The following is a 24,632-nucleotide window of genomic DNA, read 5'->3' as shown; positions in this document are numbered from 1 at the left end:
GTCCCCCCACTCGAAAGGGTAAATCCGTCCCTGTTGTCCGTGCGTGTTCAGTCGACGATGCCGACGTTCTCCGCGAGTTGCACGACCTCGCTCCGGAGCGGACCGCGCGTGGTCCGCCACAGCTCCGCGATCACACCCCGCGCCGCCGGGGTGAACCGCACCGCCTCCGGGCCTACCGTGACCGCGCGTTGCATCAGGTGCAGGGCCGCCGTGTGCTCGCCTCGCTGGACGTGACTGCGGGCGCTCTCCGTCCACAGCCGCGACTGACGTTCCATCGACGGCATGGCTTCCGGATCGATTCGATCCGCGTACTCCAATGCCGTCCCCGCGCGCCGCAGGTCGGCCGCCACCGAGACCGCGTGGATGTCTACGTTGGTCCGCCCGAAGACCGTCCACGGATGCAGGTAACCCGCCGGCAGGGACTTCGCCGTGGCGTCGCCGCGCTGCCAGTGTGCCCAGGCATCCCCGTCGTGGCCGGACTTCGCATGCGTGATCGCGGCATGCAGGTGCAGCGCGCCGTACAGGCCCCGCGCGTCCTCGTCGAGGTCGTCGAGGTGCGGCCGCATCGCATCCGCCGCGTCGATCACCACCGCCAGCGCCTCGTCTCCGTCGGCCGTCTCGCGCAACGCGTTGCCATAGCACCAGGCGGCCCCCGCGAGTGCCTCCGGGGTGTCGGCGTGCTGTGCGGACGACATGCCGCGATCGGCCACCACCCACACCAGCTCGGCGGGCGCGATGTAGGCGATGTGCTGCTGTACGAGGTGGTAGATCGTGGCCAGGACGGCGTACGCCTCGCGTCGCTCCGGCCCGTCGAGCACCCGGACCGCAACCTCGCCGTCGCCGATCAGATCCGGCAGCAGCGCGCCGACCTCGCTTCGGTTGAACCGCGAGCCGTGCCACAGCCGCCAGGCGGCATCGACGCGCGCCCGGAGTGCCGCCACGTCCGGTGCCTCCGCAGGCCGAACGGCGGAGTGGTTCCGCTTCTTCACCGCCTCCCAGATGCCTGGGATCGACTCGTGGTGCAGGGCCGGTGACACGGGCTGAAGCACCTCTCCGGCACCGGTACCGGTGAGGACTCCGAGATCCGTCAGCCCGAGAACGCACGCCAGCCGCAGTATCAGTCTGTGGTCGCGCAGTTCCCGCTCACCGGACTCGATCTTCTTGAGCCAGTCGGGCCCGCGACCACACAAACCGGCCAGGACCGGGCGGCTCATGCCACGCCGCCTCCGCAACCACTCGATTCGCTCGCCCATCGTCAGGTCAGCCGGCACGTCCATGGATGCCCCCGGAGGTGGTGTGTGCGCCTGTTGCCAAGGTACGCCGGGCCGGCAACAACTGTGACCTTGTCGGACTTGTGGCTACGATCGACCTGCGACGACACGGGGGTGAACGTGGACATGGCACGCGCGCCGCTGACCGACGACCGGATTGCCGAGTTCCTCGCCGAACTCCCCGGCTGGCAACGGGTCGACGACGCGATCGAGCGAACCTACAAGCAGGCGTATCACGAGACGCTGCACCTGGCGATGTACGTCGGCGCCAAGGCCCGGGAGATCGGTCACCACCCGGATATCCACATCACCTGGCAGCGGATCCGCTTCTCCGTAACCACCCACGACGCCGGAAACAGGCTCACTGAGTGCGACTTCGAACTCGCCCGCTGGATCGACTCCATCGCCGAGGGACACGGGGCGACCCCGCTCGACTGACCGCCGCCGCCTCGACAGACCCCGCGCGGGCCGGGCAGCGACTGAGGAGGACTGACTTCATGGGCAAGCGCACACCCCTCGATGCCGCCGATGTGGCGACTCGACTGGCGGTCCGGGAGGGCTGGTCCGGGGACTCGGCGCGCATCGCGAAGTCCTACGTCGTGGACTACCACGACGGTGTGCGACTGATCGCCGAGGTGGCGGAGGTCGCCAAGGAGCTGGAGCATCACCCAGACGTCGAACTGCATTGGCGGGAGGTCCGGTTCAGCATGACCACCTACTCCGCAGGTGGCGTGGTGACCGAACTCGACTTCGAACTCGCCGACGCCATCGACACGATCGTCAACGTGTAGCGATGCACCGAGCGTCCGAGAGCGCACGACAGGCTTCGAGGACCCGGACCACAGGCAAGGGGCATGGAGTGGCCGACGAGGATCGAGCGGTGGCGAACTTCCTCTTCGAGGCGGGGACGCTGAAGAACCACAGGCGCACCGGGTGGTGGATCGCCGGGGTGAAGGATCCCGAGAGTGTGGCCGAGCATTCGTGGCGGGCCGCGCTTCTGGCGTCGATCATCGCCGAGTCCGAGGGTGCGGATCCGGCGCGGGCGGCGTTGTTGAGTGTGTGGCACGACACCGGGGAGAGCCGCACGGGAGACCTCGCGCACATCAGTCAGAAGTACGTCGGCAAGGGGGACGCGGTGGCCATCGTCGCGGACCAGTCCAAGGGCATGCCCGCCGGGTTGGGGGCGTTGATGCGGTCGATCGTCGGTGAGTACGAGGCCCGTGAGACGCCCGAGGCGATCTGCGCGGGTGACGCGGACAAGCTGGAGTGCCTGGTGCAGGCGATCGAGTATCGGGACCGGGGGTACGCCAACGTGGAGCGCTGGATCGTGAACTCGCAGAAGCGGATCCGCACCGAAACCGCCAGGCGCATCGCGGCCGAACTCCTGGAGACCGGCTCGCTCGACTGGCTCCGCGAGGCCATGGGCGAGTCGTAGTGGCGCCCCGCTCCGCGACCGACGGGCGCATGGGTTCGGCGCCGCGTCGGCCGGCCGTGCGATCGGGGGTCTCGTTGTGAGTGGTGTGTTGTATCTGGTCGTGTGTGCGGCGGGGCCCGCGCCGGGTGTTGTGACGTTGGTGCGGGATGCGGTCGGGCGGGGGTGGGATGTGTGCACGATCGCGACGCCGGCGGCCGAGGGGGGTGGGTTCGTGGACGTGGCCGCCGTCGAGGGGGCTTCCGGGCGGGTCGTTCGGCATCGATATCGGCGGGCCGACGAGGCCGTGGCCGTGGCGCCGATGACCGTCAACACCCTCACCAAATGGGCCGACGGGCACGCCGACACCTACGCGCTCGGCGTGCTCACCGAAGCCCTCGGCCTCCGCCTGCCCATCGCCGCGCTGCCGTTCTGGAACGCCGCGCAGGCCGCCCACCCAGCCGTCGACCGGGCCGTGGCCACGCTGCGCTCGTGCGGCGTGCAAGTGCTGTACGGCGAACCCCACTTCGTCCCACACCTGCCCGGCACCGGCGGCACCCGCATCCCCGCCCACCCCTGGCACCTCGTCCTCGACGCGCTCGCGGGACACGCCACCGAAGGCTGACCGGACTCATTCCCCCACCACCTGCGGACCCGACCACGGCGGTCACGGCGGCTGCGCACGGCGCCTGTGGGCCGTGCCGAGCGGTGTGAGGGGGCCGGTTCTACTGCTCGGCCGGGTTGGATCGACCGCCGATGGACTCCCGGAGGGCGTCCGCGCGGGTCGGGGACTCCTTGATCAGGTCGTCGCAGAACGCCGCGACGTCGTTGCCGATGAGTTCGAGGACGCCCTTGCCCGTGGCGGCGCCCCCCTCGAAGAAGTCGACGATTCCCGGGAGTAGGGGGCCGTCGGGCAGGTCGAGCGGGCCGACCTTGAACAGGTACGTCTGCATCTCCTTGTAGACGATGCGGTAGTCGGGCGGGAGCGCCTTGACCCTGGCCATGTGCGCCCGCCACTGCTTCTTGCCCTCGACGATGTCCCGGATGCTCACGTCAGCCTCCCAGCCGGCTCAATTTCCGTGCGACGTTCCTGTTCAACTGCTCGCGCCGGCGGTCGCGGAAGGTACGAGTGCCTTCCCCGCCGGCCAGTGCCGCGCAAAAACCCGGGATGTCGTCGCCGAGCACCTCGTGGGCGCTCTGCCCGTCCGCCGCCGATTCCTCCAGCAGGCCCAGCGCGCCGTCGAGGATCGGCGTCAGGTTGCGGCCGGTGAAGTCCCCGTAGGGGAAGAGGTTGGCCTTGATCTGTTCCCACGCCGCCCGGTGGTCGTCCGGCAGGGTCTGGGCCCGAGCCTCGAACGCCTTCCATTCCCTGGTGAGATCGCTGCCGGTGACCGTCTCCCGGAAGTTCATCCGCCGCCCTCCTTGAGCTTGTCGATGCGTGACGAGACGTATTGCCATTTCGCCCAGAACCTCGCGAGTTGCTCGCGTCCGGCGTCGTTGAGCGCGTAGAACTTGCGCGGCGGACCGACCCCGGACGCTCGTTTCGTCACTTGGACCAGGCCGTTGCGCTCCAGTCGCAGCAGGATGGTGTACACCGTCCCCTCGACGACGTCGGCGAAGCCGAGTTCGTTCAGCCGACGGGTGATGGCGTAGCCGTAGGTTTCCTCGCCGTCGATGATTTCGAGCACGCAACCTTCGAGCGTGCCCTTCAACATCTCCGTCAGGTCGTCCATCGCGAATTCTCCTCGGCCACTCCCGGTACTGAGTGATACCGAGTACCACTACAAAGTATCACCGAGTAGTGGCGATGCCAACCGCCGGCCACGCGAGCAGGAGATCGCCGAGGTAAGCCCGGAAGCCGCCGGCACTCGATCTCGGCGGGGTGGCGCCGGGGCGTTCAGCCCTGGGTGTGGGCCACGGCGGATGGAGGCGTCCGGGTCCTCTCCGAAGACGACCGGGGCTACGTCAGGGGCGGAGCCGCAGGACCTTCGCGAGCAGCGCGGAGAGTTGCTCGCGTTCGGCCGGGGTGAGGTCCGCGAAGGTGTCGTCGAGGAATTCCGGTACCGCGTCCTCGGCGCGGGCGAGGAGCCGGCGGCCCGAGTCGGTGATCGTGACGGCGTAGGCGCGGCGATCGCCCGCGTCGCGTTCGCGCCGTACGTGTCCCGCCTGCTCCAGGCCGTCGCAGATGCCGACCATGACGCTGCGGTCGATGCGCAGTTGGTCACTCAGGATGCGCTGCGAACTCGGACCGACCTCGGCGAGCATCTTGAGCACCAGATGCTGCCCGACGCCGATCCCGGACTCGTTCGCGCGGGCCTCCGCAGCGCGGGCAACGACCGTCGAGGCCCGGCACAGCGCGATGTCGGAGCGCTCCGCCGCAAGTGTCGCAAAGTAGCCGGCCTCGCGGTTTGCGGTCTTGGGCGGCATGCCCACCTCCTCTGCGCGTGCGGCGGTCGTCCCTCGACCCTACCAAAATTCATCTGCCTCCAGATTGTTTGCGTACCACTCATCTGATTTGTATGCTCGCCAATCATCTGAAGACAGATGATCTGTGCCGAGACGGAAATCTGCGAAGGAAGCGGCCGTGACCCTGGATCTGACCCCCGACGAACTCCTGTCGACCACCCGCGCGGTGCGCAAGCGCCTGGACCTGGACCGGCCGGTCCCGCGATCCCTGATCGAGGAGTGCGTGGACGTGGCCACGCAGGCGCCGACCGGCCGCAACCGGCAGCGCTGGCACTTCATCGTCGTCACCGAAGACGCCCAGCGGCGGGCCGTGGCGGACATCTTCCTGCGCGCCCTACCCCTGGCCGCCGGGCATCCCCTGACCGAACGCGACGCGTGGCGGATGACCTACCACGCCGGCTCCACCGAGCGTGTCTTCGACGGCCTGCGCCACCTGGCCGCGAACATCCACCGGGTGCCCGCCTTCGTCATCCCCGGGGTGGAAGGACGCACCGACCACGCTCCGGTGACCGTGCAGGCGGGGGCGTGGGGCTCGATCCTGCCGGCGGCGTGGAGCTTCATGTTGGCCGCCCGCGCACGCGGCCTGGGCACCACCTGGACGACAGCGCAGGGACCGCTGGAGCGGGACTTGGCCAAGGCGCTCGGCGTTCCGTACGACGAGATCATGCTGGCCGCGTTCATCCCGCTGGCCTACACCATCGGCACCGACTTCAAGCCTGCCCCCCGAATCCCCCGCGAGCACGTCCTGCACTGGGACCGATGGGAACAGCGCTCCGCCGGACCCACGCGGTAGCGCGACCACGCGGCCGACGATCACCGAGCCCAGGATCGACTGCCGGCGGCTGCCGGGCCTACCTCGGCGATCCCCCGTGTACGGCGGCGTGTGGCGCGGCGGGGCGGGGCGGGTTTCGGATAGGAATGGGGCAGGGTTCGAACAGGGGGACGGTATGTGGGACGCGATCGTGGATGTGGCCGATGTGTGTCACTCCGAGGAGTGGGAACCGGCCGGCGCGGAGGGTGCGATTCTGGCTCGGGTCGATGCCGCCAAGGCGGCTTGGCGGGCTCGCCACGGGGCCGATGCGCGGGTCGAACTCGTGGTCGACCGGGCGTTGTTGTACACCCTGAGCCCGGCCGACGCGCAGGCGTTGCGGCGGCTTGTCGGGCGCGGTGAGGCGAGTCTGGTGCCGGTCGCGGACACGGTGATCCTGGAGCGGGCCGAAGCCGACGGGCTGCATGTGCTGAGCGGGGATCCTTTCCTCGACTTTCGCCGCCGCCACCCGTGGATCGAGGCGCATCCCGAGCGGTTCCACCACTGGCGGCGGGATGCGGACGGGGTGCGCTTCGTGCCCGCCGGGATCCGACCCGAGTCGCCTGTCGCGCGCGCCGAGGACGTCGACGACCGCCACCCCGATTCGGCACGGCATCCGGAGATCGTGCGCACGCGGTGGCGCTGCGTCGAGACGTCGTGTGCGTACGCGCGTACCTGGAGTGGGCGGCTGCCGGTGTGGCCGCGCGTGGACGGCGGTGGGCGGGCGATCTGTCCCGGCTGCGCGAGTGCGCTCCGGGCGGCGGGGGCGCGCCGGGCGCTGCGGGAGGTGGCGTTGGCCGACCATGCCGGCGGCGCGTCGATCGAGCGGCTTCCGCTGGAGGTGGGCGACACCCTCGTGCTCGGCCGGGGGCGCATCGACAACGGCTACGACCTGGGCGGTCGGGGGCACCGGTTCGGCGAGGCGGTGCGCTACGTGAGCCGACAGCACGTACTGCTTCGCCTGACCTCGGGGCGGGCCGGCGAGCACGTGGTCGCGGTCGATCTCGGCTCCGCCAACGGCACCGAGGTGGAGCGCTGGAACGGCGCGACGTACGAGCCGGGCCGGCCGCTGGCCGCTGACACGGAGGTGATCCTCGCCCCGCGTGATCGGCTGGTGCTCGGCGGCGGGGTCCGGGTCGAGGTCGCCGACCGCCGGATCGACGTCGGCACCGAAGCCGCCACCGAAGCCGCCGGCGGCTGACCGCCCGGTCCGGGCGTGCCCCGGGTCGGCGACAGTCGCGTCACGGGACGGCGCGAGGGCGATCGGGGGTGCGCGGCGGGCGGTAGCGTTCGCGGCGGGGGCAGCGGTCGGGACGTAGGACGAGAGGGGCGGCGTGAGCAGCGTCGACACGGTGTCGTTGCAGGACATGTGGGACCGGGTGGTCGGAACCCAGCCGGATCCGCCGAGTTGGCTCGCGTTGGTGACGGGGGCGGTCGCGGTCGCGGTGGTGCTGTACCGCCCGACCTGGCGACCGCTGCGCACGGTGGTGACGATCGCCCACGAGGGCGGACACGCGATGGTGGCGCTGCTGATGGGGCGCCGGCTGTCCGGGATCCGGCTGCACTCGGACACCTCCGGGGTGACCGTGTCGGTGGGCAAACCCACCGGCCTGGGCATGGTGTTCACCGCGATGGCCGGTTACATCACGCCGTCGCTCCTGGGCGCGGGCGGGGCGGCGCTGCTCGCGGGCGCGCACATCACCATGGTGTTGTGGGTGGCGCTGGTGCTGCTCGCGTTGATGTTCGTCGCGATACGCAACTGGTTCGGCGCGCTGGTGCTGCTGGTCACCGCCGGGGTGATCTTCGCCATCTCGTGGCTGGCCAGTGCCCGGATCCAGGCGGCGTTCGCCTATCTGCTGGTGTGGTTCCTGCTGGTGTCCGGCGTACGCCCGGTCCTGGAGTTGCAGCAGATGCGCAGCCGGGGCCGTGCGCCGTGGTCGGACGCGGATCAACTCGCCGATCTGACCCGCATACCGGGCGCGTTCTGGGTCGGCTTCTTCGGTCTGGTCTCCGCCGCCGCCCTCGGCATCGGCGCGGGTTCCCTGCTCACCTGATCCAGCCACCGGCCCGAACGCGCCGAGGCCGCCGGCACCCACCTCGCGGTGGGGCCGGCGGCCTCTTCCGTTTCGCGTGACCCGTTCCGGCTCGTCAGAGCGCGTCGGGCAGCTTCGCCAGGACGCCGTCGTAGATCCGCTTCAACCCGGCCGGCGCGAAGGTCTTCTCGAAGAAGCCCCCGATGCCGCCGGCCCCGTTCCACACCGTGACGACCTCGACCCGGCTGCCGGCACCGGCGGGCGAGACGGTCCACGTGGTGACCATCGACGAATTGGCGTCGGTCTCCACCAGCGTGAGGGGAGCCGGTTCGGTGACCGTCACCAGGCAGTCGCGCGAGCGCTTGCTGGTGGCCTGCAGCCGCCAGTGCGCGACCGTACCGGCGCCCTTGCCGCCCTCGCGCACGTCGTACTCCGAGAAGTGCTCGGTGAGCAGCTTGGGTCGCACGTCCGCGTAATCCGCGACGGCCGCGAAAACCGCCTTCGGTTCCGCCGCCACAGTCGTGTGTGCGGTTGCCCTGACCTGCGCCATGACCACTCCTTGCCCTCGATTGCTGTCGGCCGGGTCAAGCAAACCACTCCGCCGCCCGGCGACCGAATCGTGCTCCGGTTACCGGCCGGTCGGGCGGTCGTAATGTCGACGAGTCGGACCGGTTCCTAGGCGATGTCCACGCCGAAGGAGGCGGCCAGTCCCGCGAGGTCGAACTCGTAGCCCTGGCCCTCGGTGCGGAACTTCCAACCCGTGCCCAGACGGTAGAACGCGCCGAGCAGCAACACCCGTTCCACCGTCGCGGCGTCGAGCACGGAGCGGCGGAACGCGGTTCCCTGGAACGGCGCGACGTCCAGTTCGATCGGCCCGACCGCGTCGAACGTACTGGTTCCGTCGACGGCGGCGGCGATCACGACGCGACGTACGTCACGCGGCAGCGCGTCCAGTTCGAGGGTGACCGTCTGCTCGGCCGGCCCCGACGCGTCGAGCACGACCAGGTCGAGCGGCGCGGCCGGCTGGTTCCAGAAGACGAAGTCGGCGTCGCCGCGTACCCGTTCGTGCTCGTCGAGGAGGAAGGCCACGATGTCGATCTCCTCGTCGGGACGATCCCAGGCCCACGAGGCGTTCAGCGTCCACCGGCCGGGGTGGGCGCCGCCGGGCAACTCGACCGTGCCCCCGCGCGGCAGATGGCCGGTGTCCGGCCGGCCGGGCGTCGCGGGCGCCGTCGGGGTCCCGGACACCGACGCGGACCACTCGGCCTCGGTCAGACAGACCGCCCCGAACGCCTCGGCCCGGGCGATCCGGGGGTCGGCCGCCGCGCCGGGCAGCACCACCACGGTGTCCACGGTCGAGGTGAGGTTGATCCGAAGCCGGGCTCCGGACTCCAGGACGAGCTGCCGGACCCGACCGCCGTCCAGGTGCTCGTCGTGGCCCTGGAGGACCAGGACCTGGCGCACGGCCGCACGCGCACCGGCCCGCGGCGCGTCGGGGGCGGTGGCGGGCACGGTGGCGGCCCGGGCCGGGTCCGGCGCGGCGCCGGCCCGGGTGGGAACGGCCGCGGCTCGGGCCGGGTCGAACGCCGCACCGGCCTCGGTACGCTCCGGGACCACCACCGGGCCGCCCGCGTCCACCGCCGGCCCACCCTCCCCACGCGGCGCCGGCACCACCCCGACCCGCGCCGTCCCGGGCCGCACCCGGGCCACCAGCTCGACGAACGTCGCCTCGTCGATCACCGGCGTCCCCGCCTGCGCCGCCCGGCGGTTCTTGCCGCTGCCGCTCCGCGGGTCGTTGGTGACCAGGACCGACGTCTTGCCGCTGACCGCGCCGGTGACGTACAGCCCGGCCTCGATCGCGCGCAGCTCCAACCTCTCGCGCGGCCGGTCGGTTTCGCCGGTGAACACCACACGCATGCCCTGGACCAGCCCGACGCCGAGGTCGAGCCGACCCGGATTCACCCACGGACACGGCGCCTTGGCCGGCGTGCCGCGTTCCGCGTTGCGACCGCGCGCGACCGCGGCGCGGCGCTGCCCCGGTTCGTCGCCGGGCGCGGTCAGCGGCAGCGGCAGGCCCGCGCCGGCCGCCTCGTGCAGGCCGTACCGGAAGATCTCGGAGAGCACCCGCACGTCGTCCACCGCGTCGTGCGCCCGCAATTGGCGGACCCGGTAGTGCTCGGCGAGGGTGGCCAACCGGTAGTCGCCGACCGGCAGTTCCAGATGCCGCGCGAGCGCCATCGTGCACAATCGACGCTCCATCGGCCACGCCGTGCCCAGCCGCCGATACTCCGACGTCAACATCTGCCAGTCGAACGGCGCGTTGTGCGCGACGAATACCCGCCCGGCCAGATACTCGGCCAGATCCTCCGCCACCCGGTCGAACGTCGGTGCCCCCGCCAGCCGTTCGGCGGTCAGCCCGTGAATGTGCACCGGTCCCGGATCACGCCCGGGATCCACCAGCGTCGACCAGCGATCGGTGACGGTGCCGTGTCGGTCCAGGACCTCCACGGCCACCGAAACGATGCGATCCGAACTCCGAAGCCCCGTGGTCTCCACATCGACCACCGCGTAGTCGCTCGGGTAGTCGACGGGCCACGTCGCGAGTGATGTGACTGTCACTCACGGACCGTACAACGCGAGCACGGCGCGGGGGGACGAGAGCCGCAATCGTGATGCGCGTCCCGCCCTCGGCCGAGTCGCGGTCAGCCGCAGCGGGTACCGGCGACGGGCAGTTCGCCCTCGACCGGATACGTCTCCACCGCGCCGTCGACGCACGCGGGGTGGTTCCGGCGGGCGCGGGAGCGCCGGTGGCCGGCCGCTCGGCCTTGGACCCGGCCCCGCCTCTCGACCCGCCGCAGCCGACGGCCAGGGCCGGGACGAGGCCGGCGGGGATGATGCGTCGCGCTCGCGACACGAATGTGAAGGGTGCTCACGGCGCCAAGAATCATCAGCAACCGACCACATCCGCCCACTATTTGTTTGGTCGATACCTCTCCAGTTCCGGAATGACCTCTTTGCCGAGGATTTCGAGGGTGCGCATGATCTCCCGGTGCTCCAGGAAGCCCCACTGGACGTAGCAGATCAACTCGTCCACGCCCAGGTCCGCGTAGCGCTTGAGCTTGCGGACGCAGGTGTCCACGTCGCCGATCACGATCATGTCGGCGGCGTCGAAGGTGTCCACCGGGACCTCGCCCTCGAACAGCGGCTTCAGGAGCGGGAAGGTGCGGTCGCGCTCCTCCGGGGACAGGTGCGGCAGTTCCCACTCCAGGGTGAACATGGCCAGGTTCTTGTACCACCACGCGACCGAGTCCCAGACCCGGCGATCCACCCGCTTGCCGGCGGTGGTGTGGACGAGCGTGTAGGCGGCGACCTTGTTCGTGGTCACGTCGGTCAGCGGCGTGGGGTCGGCCGCCGCGGCGCGGTAGGCGGCCACCTGGGCGGCCATCGTCTCCAGCGGCTGCATGATCGAGAAGGACAACATGCCCAGGCCGTACCGACCGGCGATCTCCGCCGAGCCCTGCGAGGTGGCGGCCATCCAGCACGGCGGGTGCGGGTCCTGGAACGGCTTGGGGGTGACCATCCGGCGCGGGAAGGTGAACCGTTCCGACGCGTACTCGAAGTACTCCTCGCGCCACATGCCCGTGACGATCTCGATCGCCTCCCGCCAGTCGTCGCGGGAGCGGGCGATGTCCACGCCGAACGCGGTCTGCTCCATCGGCGTGGAGCGGCCCGTCCCCCACTCCACCCGGCCGCCGGACAGGATGTCCACGGTGGCCACCTTCTCCGCGATCCGCTGCGGCGGGGTGAAGCCGAACGGGGTGAGGGTGACGCCGAAGCCCATCCGGATGCGCTCGGTGAGGCCGGCGAGGTGGCCGAGGAAGACCTCGGAGGCCGGCATGTGCGAGCGGCCCTCGCGGAAGTGGTGCTCGACCGCCCAGACGGTGTGGAACCCCATGCGGTCGGCCAGCCGGATCTGCTCCACCGCCTCGCGGTAGGCGCGCTGCTCGGCGCGCCGCTGGCCGTGCGGGTGCTCGCCGGGCCAGGGGCGCGGCACGTCCACTTCGTAGAGCACGTCGAGCTTCATGAGGCGACTCCCGGGTCGGGTTCGGGGTCCGGTAGATTTCGATATATCGAAAAGTGTTTCCGAATCCCGTATTTCGTGGTGCCGAGTGTGGCCTCGCGAGGTATCGGCCACAAGATGCCCGCCGGGCCGGAGAATGCCCGCCGGGTCGGAGAGTCGCCCTCATGGTTCGTCCCGCCCTCGCCGCCGGTCGCGCGGTGGAGATCCTGAACTTCTTCGCCGCCCATCCGGGCCAGGCGTACACGCTGTCCGAACTGCACACCGCGCTCGGCATCAACCTCGCCTCCGCGCTCGCCGTGCTCCAGGCGCTGGAGGACGGCGGCTACCTGGTGCGGCATCCGCGCCGCAAGACGTACGAGCTGGGCCCGGCGCCGATCGCGCTGGGCGACGCGGCGCTGCGCGGCAACCGGGCGGTGGACCTGGCTCGGGCCGAACTGCGGTCACTGGCCGGCGAGTTCGACACCGAGCTGGTGGCGAGTGTGGCGATCGGCGACGAGGTGGTGATCCTGGCCGTCGAGGGCCGGCCGCAACTGGCGTCCGCCGACGTCCGGGTGGGCCAGCGGCTGCGCATGGTGCCGCCGCTCGGGCAGGTGTTCCACGCCTGGTCCCCGCCCGCCGAGGTGGACGCCTGGCTGGACCGGCTCGACGAGCGGGTGCGCGGCACGGCCCGGATCCACCTGCCCGCCACCCTCGGCGCGGTCCGCGAGCGCGGCTACTCGATCACCCTGGACAGCCCGACCCGGACCCGGATCGGCGACACGCTGGAGCGTATGGCCGAACACCCCCGCGAGGCGCCGCTGCTGCGCGACCGACTGGCCGAACTGGTCGCGGCGCTCGGCGAGGAGGAGTACGAGCTGATCGCGGTGGACCCGGACACCACGTACGACATCTCGACCCTGGTCGCCCCGGTCTTCGACGCCGCCGGGCGGGTCGCGGTCGCCCTCACGCTCAACGGCCTGAAGGCCGTGACGGGCCGTCGGGTGGGCGACTACGGCGAGCGGTTGGGGGCGGTGGCCCGACTGGTCACCCGCCGCTCGGGCGGGCGGGCGCCGGAGTGAAGCCGGGTCGGCCATCCGTGTTTCACCGGCGTGTCGGGGCGCTCACCCCGTGCCCACCCGCTCACCATCGGGCAATGCCCGCGTAACACACGGCCGGTTACTTAACCCGCGCGTAACACCGAGGTATACGCCAGGAAACCCGCGCTGCGCACCCTGACCTGAAACCCCATCAGGCCCATGAGGGAGCCGCATGACCGTCGCCGTCGCCCCCGACGCCCTGAACGCCGGAGACACCGCGTGGCTGCTCGTGGCCACCGCGCTCGTGCTGCTGATGACCCCCGCCCTGGCGATCTTCTACGGCGGCATGGTGCGGGCCAAGAGCGTGCTGAACATGCTGATGATGAGCTTCGTGGCGATCGCGGTGGTGACCGTGGTGTGGATCGCCTTCGGCTACAGCCTGGCCTTCGGCGGCGACGTGGGCGGCGGTCTGCTCGGCGATCTCGGCAGCGTGTTCATGGCCGGCACCAAGCCCACCGATCTGCACGGCACGGTGCCGGAACTGCTGTTCATGGCCTTCCAGCTGACCTTCGCGATCCTGACCGTGGCACTGATCTCCGGGGCGATCGCGGACCGCACCCGGTTCAAGGCCTGGGTGCTCTTCTGCGCCGTGTGGGTGATCTGCGTGTACGTCCCGCTCGCCCACTGGGTCTGGGGTCCCGACGGCTGGATCGCGCACCGGCTCGGCGCGCTCGACTTCGCGGGCGGCCTGGTGGTGGAGATCAACTGCGGCGCGGCGGGCATGGCGGTGGCCCTGGTGCTCGGCCCGCGAATCGGTTTCAAGCGGGATCCGATGCGGCCGCACAACCTGCCACTGGTGGTGCTGGGCGCGGGGCTGCTGTGGTTCGGCTGGTTCGGCTTCAACGGCGGCTCCGCGCTCGGCGCCAACGGGCTCGCGGCACAGGCGTTGGTGAATACGCAGGCGGCCGGATGTACCGCCCTGATCGGCTGGCTCGCGGTGGAAAAGCGCCGGGACGGACACGCGACCACCCTCGGCGCGGCCTCCGGCGCGGTCGCGGGCCTGGTCGCGATCACCCCGGCGTGCGGTGTGGTGGACCTGCCGGGCGCGATGGCGATCGGCCTCGTGGCGGGCGTCCTGTGCAGCTTCGCGGTCGGCTGGAAGCACCGCTTCGGCTACGACGACTCGCTGGACGTGGTCGGCGTGCACTACGTCGGCGGTGTGGTCGGGACGCTGCTGATCGGCCTGTTCGCGGCGAAGGACGTCACGGGCGGACCGGCGGGCCTGCTGCACGGCGGCGGCGCGGAGCTGCTCGGCAAGCAGTTGGTCGCGATCGTGGTGGTCTCCGCGTTCTCCTTCGGCGTGACGTACACGATCGCCAAGGCGATCGACCGCACCATCGGCTTCCGCGCCCACGCCGACCACGAACAACGCGGCCTGGACCTGGCGGTGCACGCCGAATCCGCCTACGACCTGACCGCCTTCGCCGGCACCAAGCGCACCCCGGGCCCGACCTGGCGCCCGAGCCCGAAGCCGGCGGAGGACCTGGACCTGGACTGAGCCCGCTCCCTCCCCGCGAACCCGCCCGGCCGTCGGCGCCGTGTCCCGCAGCCGCCGCCGAGATGTATCGGGCCGGGCCCATGACCCGGCCCGTCCGACCGACGCCGGGTTGTCCGGGTCAGGTGAGGGGGAGGCCGCCGTCGGCCAGGTACGCCGCCAGGAGGCCGGTCGTCCGGGAGCGGGTCGGCGGGTGCAGGGCCAGTGCGTCGGCGCAGGCGGTCAGGTGGGCGACCTCGGCGGAGGTGGCGGAGTCGAGGTTGCCGAGGAGTTCGACCGCACGCGGGACCACCCGGGAGAGGGCGTCCTGCACGCAGTACCGGACGTACAGCGAGTGGGCCAGGATCGACGCGTCCGCGTCGCCGTCGTCGATCCGGCGGGCGATGCCCTCCGCGGCCGACATCGCGCCCTCGGCCTCCACCAGCAGCCGGACCCGCTCGGACTCGGGCACCCGGCCGTCGAGCAGCACCCGCTCGACCAGTGCGTCGGCGGCCCCGAGCCGGCTGCCCGTGATCAGGACCTGGAACCAGGCGAAGGCCGAGCTCAGCCGTGCGTCGAGTGGCCCGTCCAGCTCCGAGGCCCGCACCACCAACTCGGGCGGTACGAGGGCGTCGTCGAGGGTGACCTGCTCCCTCGTCGCGTCCGTGTCCCCGACGCTCATACCCTCGCTCTCCGCGGGCACCAGCGCCACCGCGAGTTCGTCGCCCGAGCCGTCCGAGCGGGCGATCGTGGCGCCGACGACGAGCAGGTCCATCGACCGGGCGAGCGCGCCCGCGCGCGTGGCCCCGCCGATCCGCACCCCGTCGGGCCCGTCGGTGGCCGTCATCGAGGCGGAGAGGATCGCGGCGTCGGGGCGCTCCTCGGCGAGGTCGGTCGCCGCGAGGCGGTTGTCGGCGGCCATCCCCTCGACCAGCATCCACTCCAGGCCCTGGTCGGTGACCAGACCGGCCAGGAGGGCCATCGCGAAGTGGTGCGTGGTCGTGGCCGCGGCCAGCGACGGTGACCTGCTGCCCAGCGCGCGCTGCACCCGCAGGGCGTCCAGGGCGGTGGCCCCCAGACCCCGGTTGTCGGACGGCACCACGAGGCCGGGGCCGCCGCTGTCGCGAAAGAGCCCGATGCCGGGGGCGTCGGGGCTCTCCAACTCCATGAGCGGCACCGCCCGCAGGCTCTCGTCCAGCCCCGGCAGCAGCTTCGCCGTCGTGGCCCGTTCCCGCTCCAGGAATCGCATGTCATCCCCCACTTCCCCGGGGGCCGGCCGACCCCGAACAGCAACCTACCCAGGCGACGACGCCCACGAGGGGCGAATGCGGGCGACCGTCCCGCGTGGGCGGGTCCTCGTCAGGCGTCGGGCTTCGGCCTGGGGCGGTCGAGGAGGATGTCGGCGGCGTGGGCGCGGACTTCGGCCTTGGTTCGGGGGCCGTGGTCGAGGTCGAGGAAGTGGCCGCCGATCGCCATCGCGAAGGCCATCAGGCTGCGGGCCTCGACCTCGTCCGGGTCGGCGCAGAACGTGCCGATCATCTCGCGCAGCAGCGCCATGCGTCGGGCGTCCACGCGGCGCAGTCGCGCCGCGACCGCCTCGTCGCGCCGGGCCCAGTCGCGGATGGCCAGGTCCAGGGGCAGCAGGCGGTCGCCGGAGAAGGTGAGCGCGCCCGCGCGCTGGATCTTGGTCCTCGGATCGCCGCCTTCGCGTTCGACCCGCTCGATCACCTCGTCGGTACTCTCCCGCTCCCAGGTCTCCAGCATCGTCTCCAGCAGGGCGCCGCGGTCGGCGAAGTAGCCGTAGAAACCGCCCTTGGTGACGCCGAGCCGCTTGGCCAGCGCCTCGACGCGGACCGCGTCCGGACCGCCGGCGGCCAGGGCGCGCAGCCCCTCCTCGACCCACCTGTCACGCGGTGTGCGCGGCGTTCCCACCATGTGCCCCACTTCACTTCCATGCCTGATGTACGGAGCCGTATAGAACGGCTAGGCTCATTTTATACGCACCCGTATATCGCGCATCCGAGGCGGTCCTGCCGATGAAGCTTCCCCGCACCGCGTACACCGATCAGCCGTGGCGCATCCACGAACTCACCCGCGACTTCCGGGTGGAGGACGTGTGGTCGTTCCGCACGCCCGGCGCCGGGCCGGACGACTTCCCGACCATGCTCGCCGCGATGCGGGCGGCCGGCGGACCCGGGAAGCAGAGCGCGCCGGTCCGGTTCCTGTTCGCCGCGCGCTGGAAGATCGGCGCCCTGTTCGGCTGGGACGAGCCGAAGGACGGTCTCGCGGCACGGGTTTCGTCCCTGCGCGATCGCCTCCCCGACGACCTGCGCGACAGCCCGGGCCCGGAGTCCGAGGAGATGCCGCTCACCCCCGTGTACGAGCTGGACACCGAGTGCGCCCGCGAGTTGGCGAACAAGACCGTCCACACGATCATGCACCTCGCATGGGTGCCGACCGCGAGCGGCGACCACGAGTTGCGCATGGCCGTCCTGGTGAAGCCCAACGGCACCTTCGGCCGGCTGTACATGGCCGCCATCGCGCCGTTCCGCCACCTCGTCGTCTACCCGGCGCTCACCCGCCAATGGGAACGCGCCTGGCGGGAGTACGGCCGGGCGAAGCCGGAAGGCGGCCGCCCGGCGGGCACCGTCGACGGCGTCGTGGGGCGGCACGACATGCCCCCGTCGTTCCACGCCCTCACCTCGATGCCGGACTTCGACTACGGCGACGTGTTCACCCTCGCCACGGAGGCGGCCACCGACGCCACGCCCGAGCAGTGGGCCCGGGCGATGTTCGGCGACGTCCCCGGCACCGGGGAACGCCTGATCTGGCGCGGCCTGCTCGGCCTGCGCCTCACCCACGGCCGCTCGCCGGACACGGTGGCCGGCTGGCGCGTCGCCGAACGCGGCCCGGACTGGATCCGGTTGGCGACCGCGTCCCCGTCCCTGACCGCCGACCTCGTCGTGCGAACGAGCGAGGGCCGGGTCTCGCTCGCGACGTTCCTGCGCTACGAACGCACCCCCGGCCGACTGATCTGGCCCCCGCTGTCCGCCGTACACCGCCGCCTGGTCCCCGGCGTACTCCGCGACGCCGCGTCGAGGATCCGCTGACCCGACCGCGACGCCTCGTCGTGCGACTCCCCGCGTCGCGCGGCCGGGGCGATCCACGTCGCGGGCACGGCGGGTGACCGCGCGGCGTGCTCTGGGCCCGGGTCCGGGGGCGCAGCCCCGCCGGGAGGCGTCGGCGGCGTCAGCGGGAACGGCGGACCAGCGCGACGGTCGTGGCCAACGCGGCCACCGCGACCGCCGTCGGGAGCGCCGCCCGGCGGACGTCGCGGCGCCTGTTGTGGGCGTCGAACAGGCCGCCGCTGGACTGGAACGAGAAGGCCGACCACACCGACTGGGCCGAGAACGCCGAGGCCACGCCCAGAAACGAACCGATCGACACGCACGACAGGGTCGAGCCGACCGACCCGAAGGACAGCGCCGAGCCGACCGAGCCGATCGACAACACCGAGCCCACCGAGCCGATCGAGAGCACCGAACCCTCCGACCCGATCGACAACACCGAGTTGTGCGAGTTCCGGGACAGGATCGAGCCGTGTGCGTCGACGGCGAGCCGCTTCTTCGTCATCGGCCCAGTCTGCCCGAACTCACATACGATCGACGGTAACCACCCACGACACCGCGCGCCCCCGGCCGCCCCTCACATCCGGTCCACCGCCACCACCCGCACCACCGCGCGCCCGGTCTCGTCCGACTCGGTCAGGTCCACCTCGGCGGTGATGCCCCAGTCGTGGTCCTGCGCCGGGTCGTCGAACACCTGGCGGACCCGCCATGCCGAGTCCTCCTTGGTGATCTGCAGCAGCTTGGGCCCGCGCGCGTCGGGGCCGGTGCCGATCGAGTCGTGCTCGTCCCAGTAGTCCGCCAGCGCGTCCTGCCAGCGCTCCGAATCCCACGCCGTGTCGCCCTCCTGCTCGGACAACTCGCCGAGTTGGAAGTAGCGCCGCAGCGCCGCGAGTTCCACCCGCCGGAAGAGCGCGTTGCGCACCAGGACCCGAAACGCGCGCTCGTTGGCGGTGACGGGCGCGGTGCGCCCCTCGATGTCGTCCAACTCCTCCTGCGTGGCGTCCGGGTTGGCCAACTTCTCCCACTCGTCGAGCAGGCTGGAGTCGACCTGGCGGACGAGTTCGCCCAGCCACGCGATCATGTCGTGCAGGTCCTCGTTCTTGGCGTCGTCCGGCACGGTCTGGTTCAGCGCCTTGTACGCGCTCGCCAGGTAGCGCAGCACGATGCCCTCGGTGCGCGCGAGTTCGTACCAGCCGACGTAGTCGCCGAACGTCATCGCCCGCTCGAACATGTCGCGCACGATCGACTTGGGCGACAGCGGGTGGTCGCCCACCCACGGGTGGCTGCGCATGTAGATCGCGTAGGCGTGTTCGAGCAGTTCCTCCAGCGGACGCGGGTACCGGATGTCGGCCAGCCGCTCCATCCGCTCCTCGTACTCGATGCCGTCGGCCTTCATCTGCCCGACCGCCTCGCCCTTGGCCTTGTTCAACTGCGCGGCCAGGATCTGCCGCGGATCGTCCAGGGTCGCCTCGACCACCGAGAGCACGTCGAGCGCGTAGGTCGGCGCCTCCGGGTCGAGCAGGTCGAACGCGGCCAGCGCGAAGGTGGACAGCGGCTGGTTGAGCGCGAAGTCGGCCTGGAGGTCCACGGTGAGCCGCACCATGCGGCCCTCCTCGTCCGGGGCGTCGAGCTTTTCCACCACACCGCCGTCGAGCAGCGAGCGGTAGATCGCGATCGCCTGCCGAATGTGCCGCAACTGCCGCGCGCGCGGCTCGTCGTTGTCGACCAGCAGGTGCCGCATCGCCTCGAACGCGTTGCCGGGCCGGTTGATCACCGCGAGCAGCATCGCGTGGGTGACCCGGAAACGGGACGCCAGCGGCTCCGGCTCGGCCTCCTGGAGTCTGGTGTAGGTCTCCTCGTTCCAGCCGACGAAACCTTCCGGAGCCTTCTTGCGCACCACCTTGCGGCGCTTCTTCGGGTCGTCGCCGGCCTTGGCCAGCGCCTTGAGGTTCTCGATCTCGTACTCGGGGGCCTGCGCCACCACGTTGCCCACCGTGTCGAAGCCGGCCCGCCCGGCCCGCCCGGCGATCTGGTGGAACTCGCGCGCCCGCAGCCGGCGCACCCGCTGGCCGTCGTACTTCGACAACGCGGTGAACAACACCGTGCGGATCGGCACGTTGACCCCGACGCCGAGGGTGTCGGTACCGCAGATCACCTTGAGCAGCCCGGCCTGGGCGAGGCGCTCCACCAGCCGGCGGTACTTGGGCAACATGCCCGCGTGGTGCACGCCGATCCCGTGCCGCACCCAGCGCGAGAGCTGGCGGCCGAACTTGGTGGTGAACCGGAAGCGCCCGATCACCGACGCGATCTCGTCCTTCTCCGCGCGCGTGCACATGTTGATGCTCATCAACGACTGGGCCCGCTCGACCGCCGACGCCTGGGTGAAGTGCACGATGTACACCGGCGCCTCACGCGTGGTCAGCAACTCCTCGATGGTCTCGTGCAGCGGGGTGACCCGGTAGGAGAAGTAGAGCGGCACCGGGCGGGTGGCCGACTTGACGATCGTGGTGGACCGGCCGGTACGCCGCTTCAGGTCGGCCTGGAAGTGGTCCATGTCGCCGAGCGTCGCCGACATCAGCAGGAACTGTGCCCTCGGCAGCTCGATCAGCGGGATCTGCCAGGCCCAGCCCCGGTCCGGGTCGCCGTAGAAGTGGAACTCGTCCATCACCACCAGGCCCACGTCGGCGTCCGCGCCGTCGCGCAGCGCGATGTTGGCCAGCACCTCGGCGGTACAGCAGATGATCGGCGCGCTGGCGTTGACCGAGGCGTCGCCGGTCATCATGCCGACGTTCTCGGTGCCGAACTGGGCCACCAGGTCGAAGAACTTCTCCGAGACCAGCGCCTTGATCGGCGCGGTGTAGAAGCTGCGCTCCTTGCGGGCCAGCGCGGCGAAGTGCGCGCCGGCGGCGACCAGGCTCTTGCCCGAGCCGGTCGGCGTGTTCAGGATGACGTTGTTGCCCGAGACCAGCTCGATCAGCGCCTCTTCCTGCGCGGGGTACAGGGTGAGGCCGCGCTCTTCCGCGTACGCGGCGAAGGCTTCGTACAGCGCGTCGGGGTCGGCCTCGGCGGGGAGCAGATCGATGAGAGTCACCCGTCTATCCTGCCTGCTCGCCGACCCCGTCCCGGACCCAACCCGGATACGACCCCGCCCGCGCGTCGGCGGCGGCGTCCCGCGCACCGATCGCGGGGGCTTCCGGTGACGCGTGTCACATGTCTAGGGTCGCGTGATCATCCGCCGCCTGGGACGGGGTGCTCGTGGGGTCGGCACGACGCGTGGGACGGGTGGGCCCGGTGCTGCTCACGGGTCTGGTGCTGTCGACCGGCGTGGTACTGGCGGGCAGCCTGCTCGGGTACGCGGCCCGCTCCGGATCGCCGGCGTCCCGGCAGGCGCCGACCGTGGTCGCGCAGTCGGACGAGGCGCGGACGGGGTCCGACGGGATCGGCTGGGCGGTCCGCTACCGCGACCGCGGCCACGACCGCGCGCAGCGCACCTACCGGCTGGTCATCTCCGCCGATCCGGTCTCGCTGGACACGGTGCTCGCCGGCGGCGTCGACCCGGACGTGTGGGACAGCGGGGTCGTGCACTCCGCGCAGCACGCCGGGGTGCGGCCGTCGGGGTTCCGCTACGAATCGGGCACCACGTACTACTGGAGCGTGCGGATCCGGGACGACCGGGACCGGGATTCCGGCTGGAGCACACGCGAGCGGTGGACGGCGCCCCGCCCCTGAGGTGGACACCCCGAGCCCGCCGACGGCCGAGGCCCGATCTCCGTTCGGCGGCCCCCGAGTTCCCGTCGGTGCCCCCGTGAACACGCAGCGCGAGCCATACGATGCATGCGACTTGATCAGGGGAAGGGACTTCAGCCATGCGCAGGATCCTCATCGTCGGTGCCGGCCAATCCGGGCTCCAGCTCGGCCTGGGATTGCTCGCCCACGGCTACGACGTGACCGTGATGACCGAGCGCACGCCCGACGAGATACGCGCGGGCCGGGTGACCTCGACGCAGATCATGATGCCCTCGACGGTCGCCCTCGAACGGCCGCACGGGCTGGACCTGTGGGCCGACCGGGTGCCGCCGATCGACCGGGCGGGCTTCACCATCCCCGGCCCGGACGGCACGCCCGTGGTGGACTGGCTGGGCGATCTGGGCGGCGCGCAGTCGGTGGACCAGCGGATGAAGATGCCCGCCTGGATGGAGCTGTTCGTGGCCCGGGGCGGCAACCTGGTGGTGCACCCGGTCGCGGTGTCCGACATCGACTGGTTCACCCGTGCCTACGACCTCGTGGTGGTGGCCGCCGGCAAGGGCGAGTTGGTGTCGATGTTCGACCGGGACCACGAGAAGTCCGAATTCACGACCCCGCAGCGGCAGTTGGCGGTCGCCTACTTCCACGGCGCGACGCCCAGGCCGGCGGTGGGGCACGACGCGCTGCACGTCAACGCCATCCCCGAGGCGGGCGAGATCATCATGTTCCCGGGCCTGACCCTGTCCGGGCCGTGCGACATGATCCTGCTCGAGGCGATCCCCGGCGGACCGCTGGACGTGTTCGGCGGGGTGCGCGACCCGCAGATCTACTGGGCGCTGATGCGCGACGTGGTGCGGCAGTTCGCGCCGTGGGACCACGACCGGATCAGCCGGGCCGAACTCACCGACCCGATGTGCGTGCTCAGCGGCGGCTTCTCCCCCATCGTGCGCAAGCCGGTCGCCCGACTCCCCTCCGGCGGAGTCGCCCTGGGGATCGGCGACGTGCTGGTCACCAACGACCCGCTCAGCGGCCAGGGCGCCAACAACGCCGCGCGGGCGGCCGACCTGTACCTGAACGCGATCGTGGCGCACGGGGACCGGCCGTTCGACGCGGACTGGATGGAGTCGCTCTTCGCCACGTTCTGGGACCGCGCGCGGCACGGGGTGAAGTTCTCCACCGCCCTGCTCGGCGCCCCGCCGGAGCACATGCGGATGCTGATGGGCGCGGGCAACGACTGCCCGGCCGTCTGCGACGCGATCATGAGCGCGTTCGACAACCCGGCGGAGTTCGAGGAGTTCATGTACGAGCCGGAGAAGACGAAGGCGTTCCTGCACGGCGTCGGCGCGCTGTAGGGCAAAAAAGGCCGGCCCGAGAGCTCACGCTCTCGGGCCGGGTGCCGTCGCGCCCCGGGTGGGGGTGGGGACACGAACGGCCGGGGATCAGATCCCCGAACGGCTACAGACCCTGGGGGGGATTGGGCTGCGCCTGGCCCACTCGGAAAGGGGGGAGTCCCGTTGGTTCCGAATGGACCGTCGTTGTGAAGGCTAGTGAAAACCGTGGCCGAAGAACACCTGTCGGCCCGACCGGATTGGGCCCGGGACGAGGGTTTAAGGCCCTCTTAAGAGTGAATCGTCGCCAAGGTTCCGGGGGGCGCACGACCGGTGACTCACCGTGAGAAAATCGACCGTCGACAACCGGCCGAAAGCGCCGGGTCACTCGGCCGACACCGGCCGGCGCCGTCCGCGCCGACTCTTGCCGGCCCGACGACTGCGCCGGGTGACCGCGTCCGTACGGCCCGCGCCCAGGCGTACGCTCACCTCCGCGCCGCCGAGCACCGATCGACCCAGGTCGACCTCTCCCCCGGTGGCCTCCGCGAGCCGGCGCACGATGTCCAGACCCAGGCCGGTCGAGCCGTCGCCGCCCTGGCCGTGCCCACGCCGCAGCGCGGTCTCCGGATCGGCGATGCCGGGGCCGCCGTCGGCGACGAGCAGGATCACCGATTCCCGGCCCGCGTGCAGGGTGACCGAGAACGGCACCCCCTCCTCGGTGTGCCGGAACACGTTGCCCAACATCGCGTCCAGACCGGCGGCCAGGTCGCCCCGGGACACCGGGACCCGTACCGGCACCTCCGCGCCCACCAGCTGCCACGGGCGATCCTCGTCCTCGGCCAGCGCGGACCAGAAGTCCATCCGGGCCCGCACCACCTCCGCCGCGTCGCAGCCCACCCGCTCGATGCTCGCGCTGGACCGCCGCGCGCCGCGGATCAACTCGTCCACCTCGCGCTCCAGCCGCGCCACCGCGTCCCGGGTCTGCTCGGCCACCGGATCGTCCCCGAGCGCCGCCGCGTTCAGCCGCAGCGCGGTCAGCGGGGTGCGCAGCCGATGCGACAGGTCGGCGGCCATCTCCCGCTCGTTGGCCAGCAGTTGCTCGACCCGATCGGCCATCGTGTTGAACGACGTGGCGGCCTCCTGGAGTTCGGAGGGGCCCTGCGGGGCGATCCGCGCCTCCAGGTCGCCCGTACCCAGCGAACGCGCGGCGGCGGCCAGCGCCCGGGCCGAGCGCACCACCTGCGCGCCGAGCCGGTCGGCGACCAGGACCGAACCGCCGACCAGCACCACCGCCACCCCGGTCAGCACCAGCCACGCGGTGCCCACGCCGTGGTCGAGATCGCCGTCCGGGACGTACACCTCGATCACCGTGATCCGCCCCTGGTCCAGCACCACCGGCTGCAACAGCGCCCAGCCGCCGCCCGCCCGGACCCGGAACGAGCGGGCCGACTCGCGCGCGCCCGCCACGTTGTGCTCGCTCGCGCGCGGCCGCCCGAGCACCGACCCGTCGGGCAGGTGGATCGCGATCCGCCCGCCCGATCCGGCCGGCACACTCGCGATCGCCGGCTCCAGCGCGGCCCGTTCGGTGGTGATCACCAGCGCCGGCTGCAACGCGGCGGCCTGCCGCTCGGCATCGGTGAAGGTCCGGTCCGCGGCGATCTCCCGGATCACCAGGACCAGCGGGATCAGGAACGCCAGCGCCACCATCGTGGTCACCGCCAACGAGACCCGGACGAGCGTGCCCCGCAGCCCCCTCGGCGCCCGGGCCGGCCTCGGGCCGGCCGACCTCGGGACCCGGGCGGACCCATCGGC

At 71.5% G+C, this 24,632-nt stretch carries 25 protein-coding genes; 12 read left to right on the top strand and 13 right to left on the bottom strand.

Annotated elements, in window-relative coordinates; all coding sequences use genetic code 11:
• Window positions 1-47: 47 nt before the first annotated feature.
• Window positions 48-1,253 carry a helix-turn-helix domain-containing protein gene (locus EMA17_RS04550; RefSeq protein WP_281290452.1) on the bottom strand — a complete coding sequence of 402 codons (1,206 nt, stop codon included), beginning with the start codon at window positions 1,251-1,253 and terminating at the stop codon, window positions 48-50.
• A gap of 144 nt (window positions 1,254-1,397) precedes the next feature.
• On the opposite strand from EMA17_RS04550, the gene EMA17_RS04545 reads away from it, so the two are divergent.
• The 4 genes from EMA17_RS04545 to EMA17_RS04530 all read left to right on the top strand — a co-directional run bounded on the left by EMA17_RS04545 (window position 1,398) and on the right by EMA17_RS04530 (window position 3,307).
• Window positions 1,398-1,709, top strand: a complete 312-nt coding sequence (locus EMA17_RS04545; protein ID WP_126636082.1) for a 4a-hydroxytetrahydrobiopterin dehydratase — start codon at window positions 1,398-1,400, stop codon at window positions 1,707-1,709.
• A 59-nt stretch (window positions 1,710-1,768) separates the two neighbouring features.
• On the top strand, window positions 1,769-2,062 hold the full coding sequence (locus tag EMA17_RS04540) for a 4a-hydroxytetrahydrobiopterin dehydratase (RefSeq protein WP_126635609.1): 294 nt from the start codon (window positions 1,769-1,771) through the stop codon (window positions 2,060-2,062).
• A gap of 68 nt (window positions 2,063-2,130) precedes the next feature.
• Window positions 2,131-2,706 carry an HD domain-containing protein gene (locus EMA17_RS04535; protein WP_126635608.1) on the top strand — a complete coding sequence of 192 codons (576 nt, stop codon included), beginning with the start codon at window positions 2,131-2,133 and terminating at the stop codon, window positions 2,704-2,706.
• Between the two features lie 211 nt (window positions 2,707-2,917).
• Complete coding sequence (locus tag EMA17_RS04530; RefSeq protein ID WP_503826231.1) at window positions 2,918-3,307, top strand: flavoprotein; 390 nt, start codon at window positions 2,918-2,920, stop codon at window positions 3,305-3,307.
• A 100-nt stretch (window positions 3,308-3,407) separates the two neighbouring features.
• Here EMA17_RS04530 and EMA17_RS04525 read toward each other — a convergent pair whose 3' ends face one another.
• From EMA17_RS04525 to EMA17_RS04510, 4 genes are all read right to left on the bottom strand, one after another.
• A complete protein-coding gene (locus tag EMA17_RS04525) occupies window positions 3,408-3,734 on the bottom strand; it encodes a DUF1048 domain-containing protein (RefSeq protein WP_126635606.1) in 327 nt (108 codons plus the stop codon).
• Window position 3,735: 1 nt separating this feature from the next.
• On the bottom strand, window positions 3,736-4,092 hold the full coding sequence (locus EMA17_RS04520; protein WP_126635605.1) for a DUF1048 domain-containing protein: 357 nt from the start codon (window positions 4,090-4,092) through the stop codon (window positions 3,736-3,738).
• The gene (locus EMA17_RS04515) at window positions 4,089-4,415 is read right to left on the bottom strand and encodes a PadR family transcriptional regulator (protein ID WP_126635604.1); all 327 of its coding nucleotides are present in this window, start codon (window positions 4,413-4,415) and stop codon (window positions 4,089-4,091) included. Before EMA17_RS04515 ends, EMA17_RS04520 begins: the two co-directional genes overlap by 4 nt.
• A gap of 232 nt (window positions 4,416-4,647) precedes the next feature.
• Window positions 4,648-5,109, bottom strand: a complete 462-nt coding sequence (locus tag EMA17_RS04510; protein WP_126635603.1) for a MarR family winged helix-turn-helix transcriptional regulator — start codon at window positions 5,107-5,109, stop codon at window positions 4,648-4,650.
• A 157-nt stretch (window positions 5,110-5,266) separates the two neighbouring features.
• Between EMA17_RS04510 and EMA17_RS04505 the strand changes: the two genes are divergently transcribed.
• The 3 genes from EMA17_RS04505 (at window position 5,267) to EMA17_RS04495 (ending at window position 8,010) form a co-directional block, all read left to right on the top strand.
• Complete coding sequence (locus EMA17_RS04505) at window positions 5,267-5,941, top strand: nitroreductase family protein (protein WP_126635602.1); 675 nt, start codon at window positions 5,267-5,269, stop codon at window positions 5,939-5,941.
• A gap of 154 nt (window positions 5,942-6,095) precedes the next feature.
• Complete coding sequence (locus EMA17_RS04500; protein ID WP_126635601.1) at window positions 6,096-7,157, top strand: FHA domain-containing protein; 1,062 nt, start codon at window positions 6,096-6,098, stop codon at window positions 7,155-7,157.
• 133 nt (window positions 7,158-7,290) lie between these two features.
• Complete coding sequence (locus tag EMA17_RS04495; RefSeq protein WP_246126448.1) at window positions 7,291-8,010, top strand: M50 family metallopeptidase; 720 nt, start codon at window positions 7,291-7,293, stop codon at window positions 8,008-8,010.
• A 94-nt stretch (window positions 8,011-8,104) separates the two neighbouring features.
• On the opposite strand, the gene EMA17_RS04490 is transcribed toward EMA17_RS04495, so the two are convergent.
• The 3 genes from EMA17_RS04490 to EMA17_RS04480 form a co-directional block, all read right to left on the bottom strand.
• Window positions 8,105-8,539: an SRPBCC family protein gene (locus tag EMA17_RS04490; RefSeq protein ID WP_126635600.1), complete on the bottom strand. Its 435-nt coding sequence runs from the start codon at window positions 8,537-8,539 to the stop codon at window positions 8,105-8,107.
• A gap of 125 nt (window positions 8,540-8,664) precedes the next feature.
• Entirely contained in the window at window positions 8,665-10,608 is a 1,944-nt protein-coding gene (locus EMA17_RS04485) for a TerD family protein (RefSeq protein WP_126635599.1), read from the bottom strand.
• A gap of 352 nt (window positions 10,609-10,960) precedes the next feature.
• On the bottom strand, window positions 10,961-12,073 hold the full coding sequence (locus EMA17_RS04480) for an LLM class flavin-dependent oxidoreductase (protein WP_126635598.1): 1,113 nt from the start codon (window positions 12,071-12,073) through the stop codon (window positions 10,961-10,963).
• 161 nt (window positions 12,074-12,234) lie between these two features.
• Between EMA17_RS04480 and EMA17_RS04475 the strand changes: the two genes are divergently transcribed.
• Together EMA17_RS04475 and EMA17_RS04470 are read left to right on the top strand one after the other, a co-directional pair.
• A complete protein-coding gene (locus tag EMA17_RS04475; RefSeq protein ID WP_126635597.1) occupies window positions 12,235-13,128 on the top strand; it encodes an IclR family transcriptional regulator in 894 nt (297 codons plus the stop codon).
• A gap of 190 nt (window positions 13,129-13,318) precedes the next feature.
• Window positions 13,319-14,644 carry an ammonium transporter gene (locus EMA17_RS04470; RefSeq protein WP_126635596.1) on the top strand — a complete coding sequence of 442 codons (1,326 nt, stop codon included), beginning with the start codon at window positions 13,319-13,321 and terminating at the stop codon, window positions 14,642-14,644.
• A gap of 118 nt (window positions 14,645-14,762) precedes the next feature.
• Here EMA17_RS04470 and EMA17_RS04465 read toward each other — a convergent pair whose 3' ends face one another.
• Both EMA17_RS04465 and EMA17_RS04460 read right to left on the bottom strand, forming a co-directional pair.
• Entirely contained in the window at window positions 14,763-15,869 is a 1,107-nt protein-coding gene (locus tag EMA17_RS04465) for an acyl-CoA dehydrogenase family protein (protein WP_126635595.1), read from the bottom strand.
• 110 nt (window positions 15,870-15,979) lie between these two features.
• Window positions 15,980-16,555, bottom strand: coding sequence for a TetR/AcrR family transcriptional regulator (locus tag EMA17_RS04460; protein WP_218042661.1), 576 nt, complete (start codon window positions 16,553-16,555; stop codon window positions 15,980-15,982).
• 101 nt (window positions 16,556-16,656) lie between these two features.
• Between EMA17_RS04460 and EMA17_RS55910 the strand changes: the two genes are divergently transcribed.
• A complete protein-coding gene (locus tag EMA17_RS55910; protein ID WP_126635594.1) occupies window positions 16,657-17,730 on the top strand; it encodes a DUF2867 domain-containing protein in 1,074 nt (357 codons plus the stop codon).
• Window positions 17,731-17,869: 139 nt separating this feature from the next.
• On the opposite strand, the gene EMA17_RS04450 is transcribed toward EMA17_RS55910, so the two are convergent.
• Entirely contained in the window at window positions 17,870-18,253 is a 384-nt protein-coding gene (locus EMA17_RS04450) for a hypothetical protein (protein WP_126635593.1), read from the bottom strand.
• A 72-nt stretch (window positions 18,254-18,325) separates the two neighbouring features.
• The gene (locus EMA17_RS04445; RefSeq protein WP_126635592.1) at window positions 18,326-20,839 is read right to left on the bottom strand and encodes a DEAD/DEAH box helicase; all 2,514 of its coding nucleotides are present in this window, start codon (window positions 20,837-20,839) and stop codon (window positions 18,326-18,328) included.
• 200 nt (window positions 20,840-21,039) lie between these two features.
• Between EMA17_RS04445 and EMA17_RS04440 the strand changes: the two genes are divergently transcribed.
• Together EMA17_RS04440 and EMA17_RS04435 are read left to right on the top strand one after the other, a co-directional pair.
• Window positions 21,040-21,477, top strand: coding sequence for a glycoside hydrolase family 78 protein (locus EMA17_RS04440; RefSeq protein WP_126635591.1), 438 nt, complete (start codon window positions 21,040-21,042; stop codon window positions 21,475-21,477).
• A gap of 137 nt (window positions 21,478-21,614) precedes the next feature.
• Window positions 21,615-22,844, top strand: coding sequence for a styrene monooxygenase/indole monooxygenase family protein (locus tag EMA17_RS04435; RefSeq protein ID WP_126635590.1), 1,230 nt, complete (start codon window positions 21,615-21,617; stop codon window positions 22,842-22,844).
• 360 nt (window positions 22,845-23,204) lie between these two features.
• On the opposite strand, the gene EMA17_RS04430 is transcribed toward EMA17_RS04435, so the two are convergent.
• Window positions 23,205-24,569: a sensor histidine kinase gene (locus EMA17_RS04430; protein WP_126636079.1), complete on the bottom strand. Its 1,365-nt coding sequence runs from the start codon at window positions 24,567-24,569 to the stop codon at window positions 23,205-23,207.
• Window positions 24,570-24,632 lie beyond the last annotated feature (63 nt).

Origin of the sequence: Embleya hyalina (genome assembly GCF_003967355.1) — a bacterium.
GTDB classification, from domain to species: domain Bacteria; phylum Actinomycetota; class Actinomycetes; order Streptomycetales; family Streptomycetaceae; genus Embleya; species Embleya hyalina.
This window is presented reverse-complemented; position numbering and strand designations above follow the sequence as displayed.

What these genes read in the sequence shown, in the direction of transcription:
- EMA17_RS04550 (WP_281290452.1), bottom strand. Translation starts at nt 1,253, where the DNA reads ATGGGCGAGCGAATCGAGTGGTTGCGGAGGCGGCGTGGCATGAGCCGC.
- EMA17_RS04545 (WP_126636082.1), top strand. Translation starts at nt 1,398, where the DNA reads ATGGCACGCGCGCCGCTGACCGACGACCGGATTGCCGAGTTCCTCGCC.
- EMA17_RS04540 (WP_126635609.1), top strand. Translation starts at nt 1,769, where the DNA reads ATGGGCAAGCGCACACCCCTCGATGCCGCCGATGTGGCGACTCGACTG.
- EMA17_RS04520 (WP_126635605.1), bottom strand. Translation starts at nt 4,092, where the DNA reads ATGAACTTCCGGGAGACGGTCACCGGCAGCGATCTCACCAGGGAATGG.
- EMA17_RS04515 (WP_126635604.1), bottom strand. Translation starts at nt 4,415, where the DNA reads ATGGACGACCTGACGGAGATGTTGAAGGGCACGCTCGAAGGTTGCGTG.
- EMA17_RS04510 (WP_126635603.1), bottom strand. Translation starts at nt 5,109, where the DNA reads ATGCCGCCCAAGACCGCAAACCGCGAGGCCGGCTACTTTGCGACACTT.
- EMA17_RS04500 (WP_126635601.1), top strand. Translation starts at nt 6,096, where the DNA reads ATGTGGGACGCGATCGTGGATGTGGCCGATGTGTGTCACTCCGAGGAG.
- EMA17_RS04490 (WP_126635600.1), bottom strand. Translation starts at nt 8,539, where the DNA reads ATGGCGCAGGTCAGGGCAACCGCACACACGACTGTGGCGGCGGAACCG.
- EMA17_RS04480 (WP_126635598.1), bottom strand. Translation starts at nt 12,073, where the DNA reads ATGAAGCTCGACGTGCTCTACGAAGTGGACGTGCCGCGCCCCTGGCCC.
- EMA17_RS04475 (WP_126635597.1), top strand. Translation starts at nt 12,235, where the DNA reads ATGGTTCGTCCCGCCCTCGCCGCCGGTCGCGCGGTGGAGATCCTGAAC.
- EMA17_RS04470 (WP_126635596.1), top strand. Translation starts at nt 13,319, where the DNA reads ATGACCGTCGCCGTCGCCCCCGACGCCCTGAACGCCGGAGACACCGCG.
- EMA17_RS04465 (WP_126635595.1), bottom strand. Translation starts at nt 15,869, where the DNA reads ATGCGATTCCTGGAGCGGGAACGGGCCACGACGGCGAAGCTGCTGCCG.
- EMA17_RS04460 (WP_218042661.1), bottom strand. Translation starts at nt 16,555, where the DNA reads ATGGTGGGAACGCCGCGCACACCGCGTGACAGGTGGGTCGAGGAGGGG.
- EMA17_RS55910 (WP_126635594.1), top strand. Translation starts at nt 16,657, where the DNA reads ATGAAGCTTCCCCGCACCGCGTACACCGATCAGCCGTGGCGCATCCAC.
- EMA17_RS04450 (WP_126635593.1), bottom strand. Translation starts at nt 18,253, where the DNA reads ATGACGAAGAAGCGGCTCGCCGTCGACGCACACGGCTCGATCCTGTCC.
- EMA17_RS04435 (WP_126635590.1), top strand. Translation starts at nt 21,615, where the DNA reads ATGCGCAGGATCCTCATCGTCGGTGCCGGCCAATCCGGGCTCCAGCTC.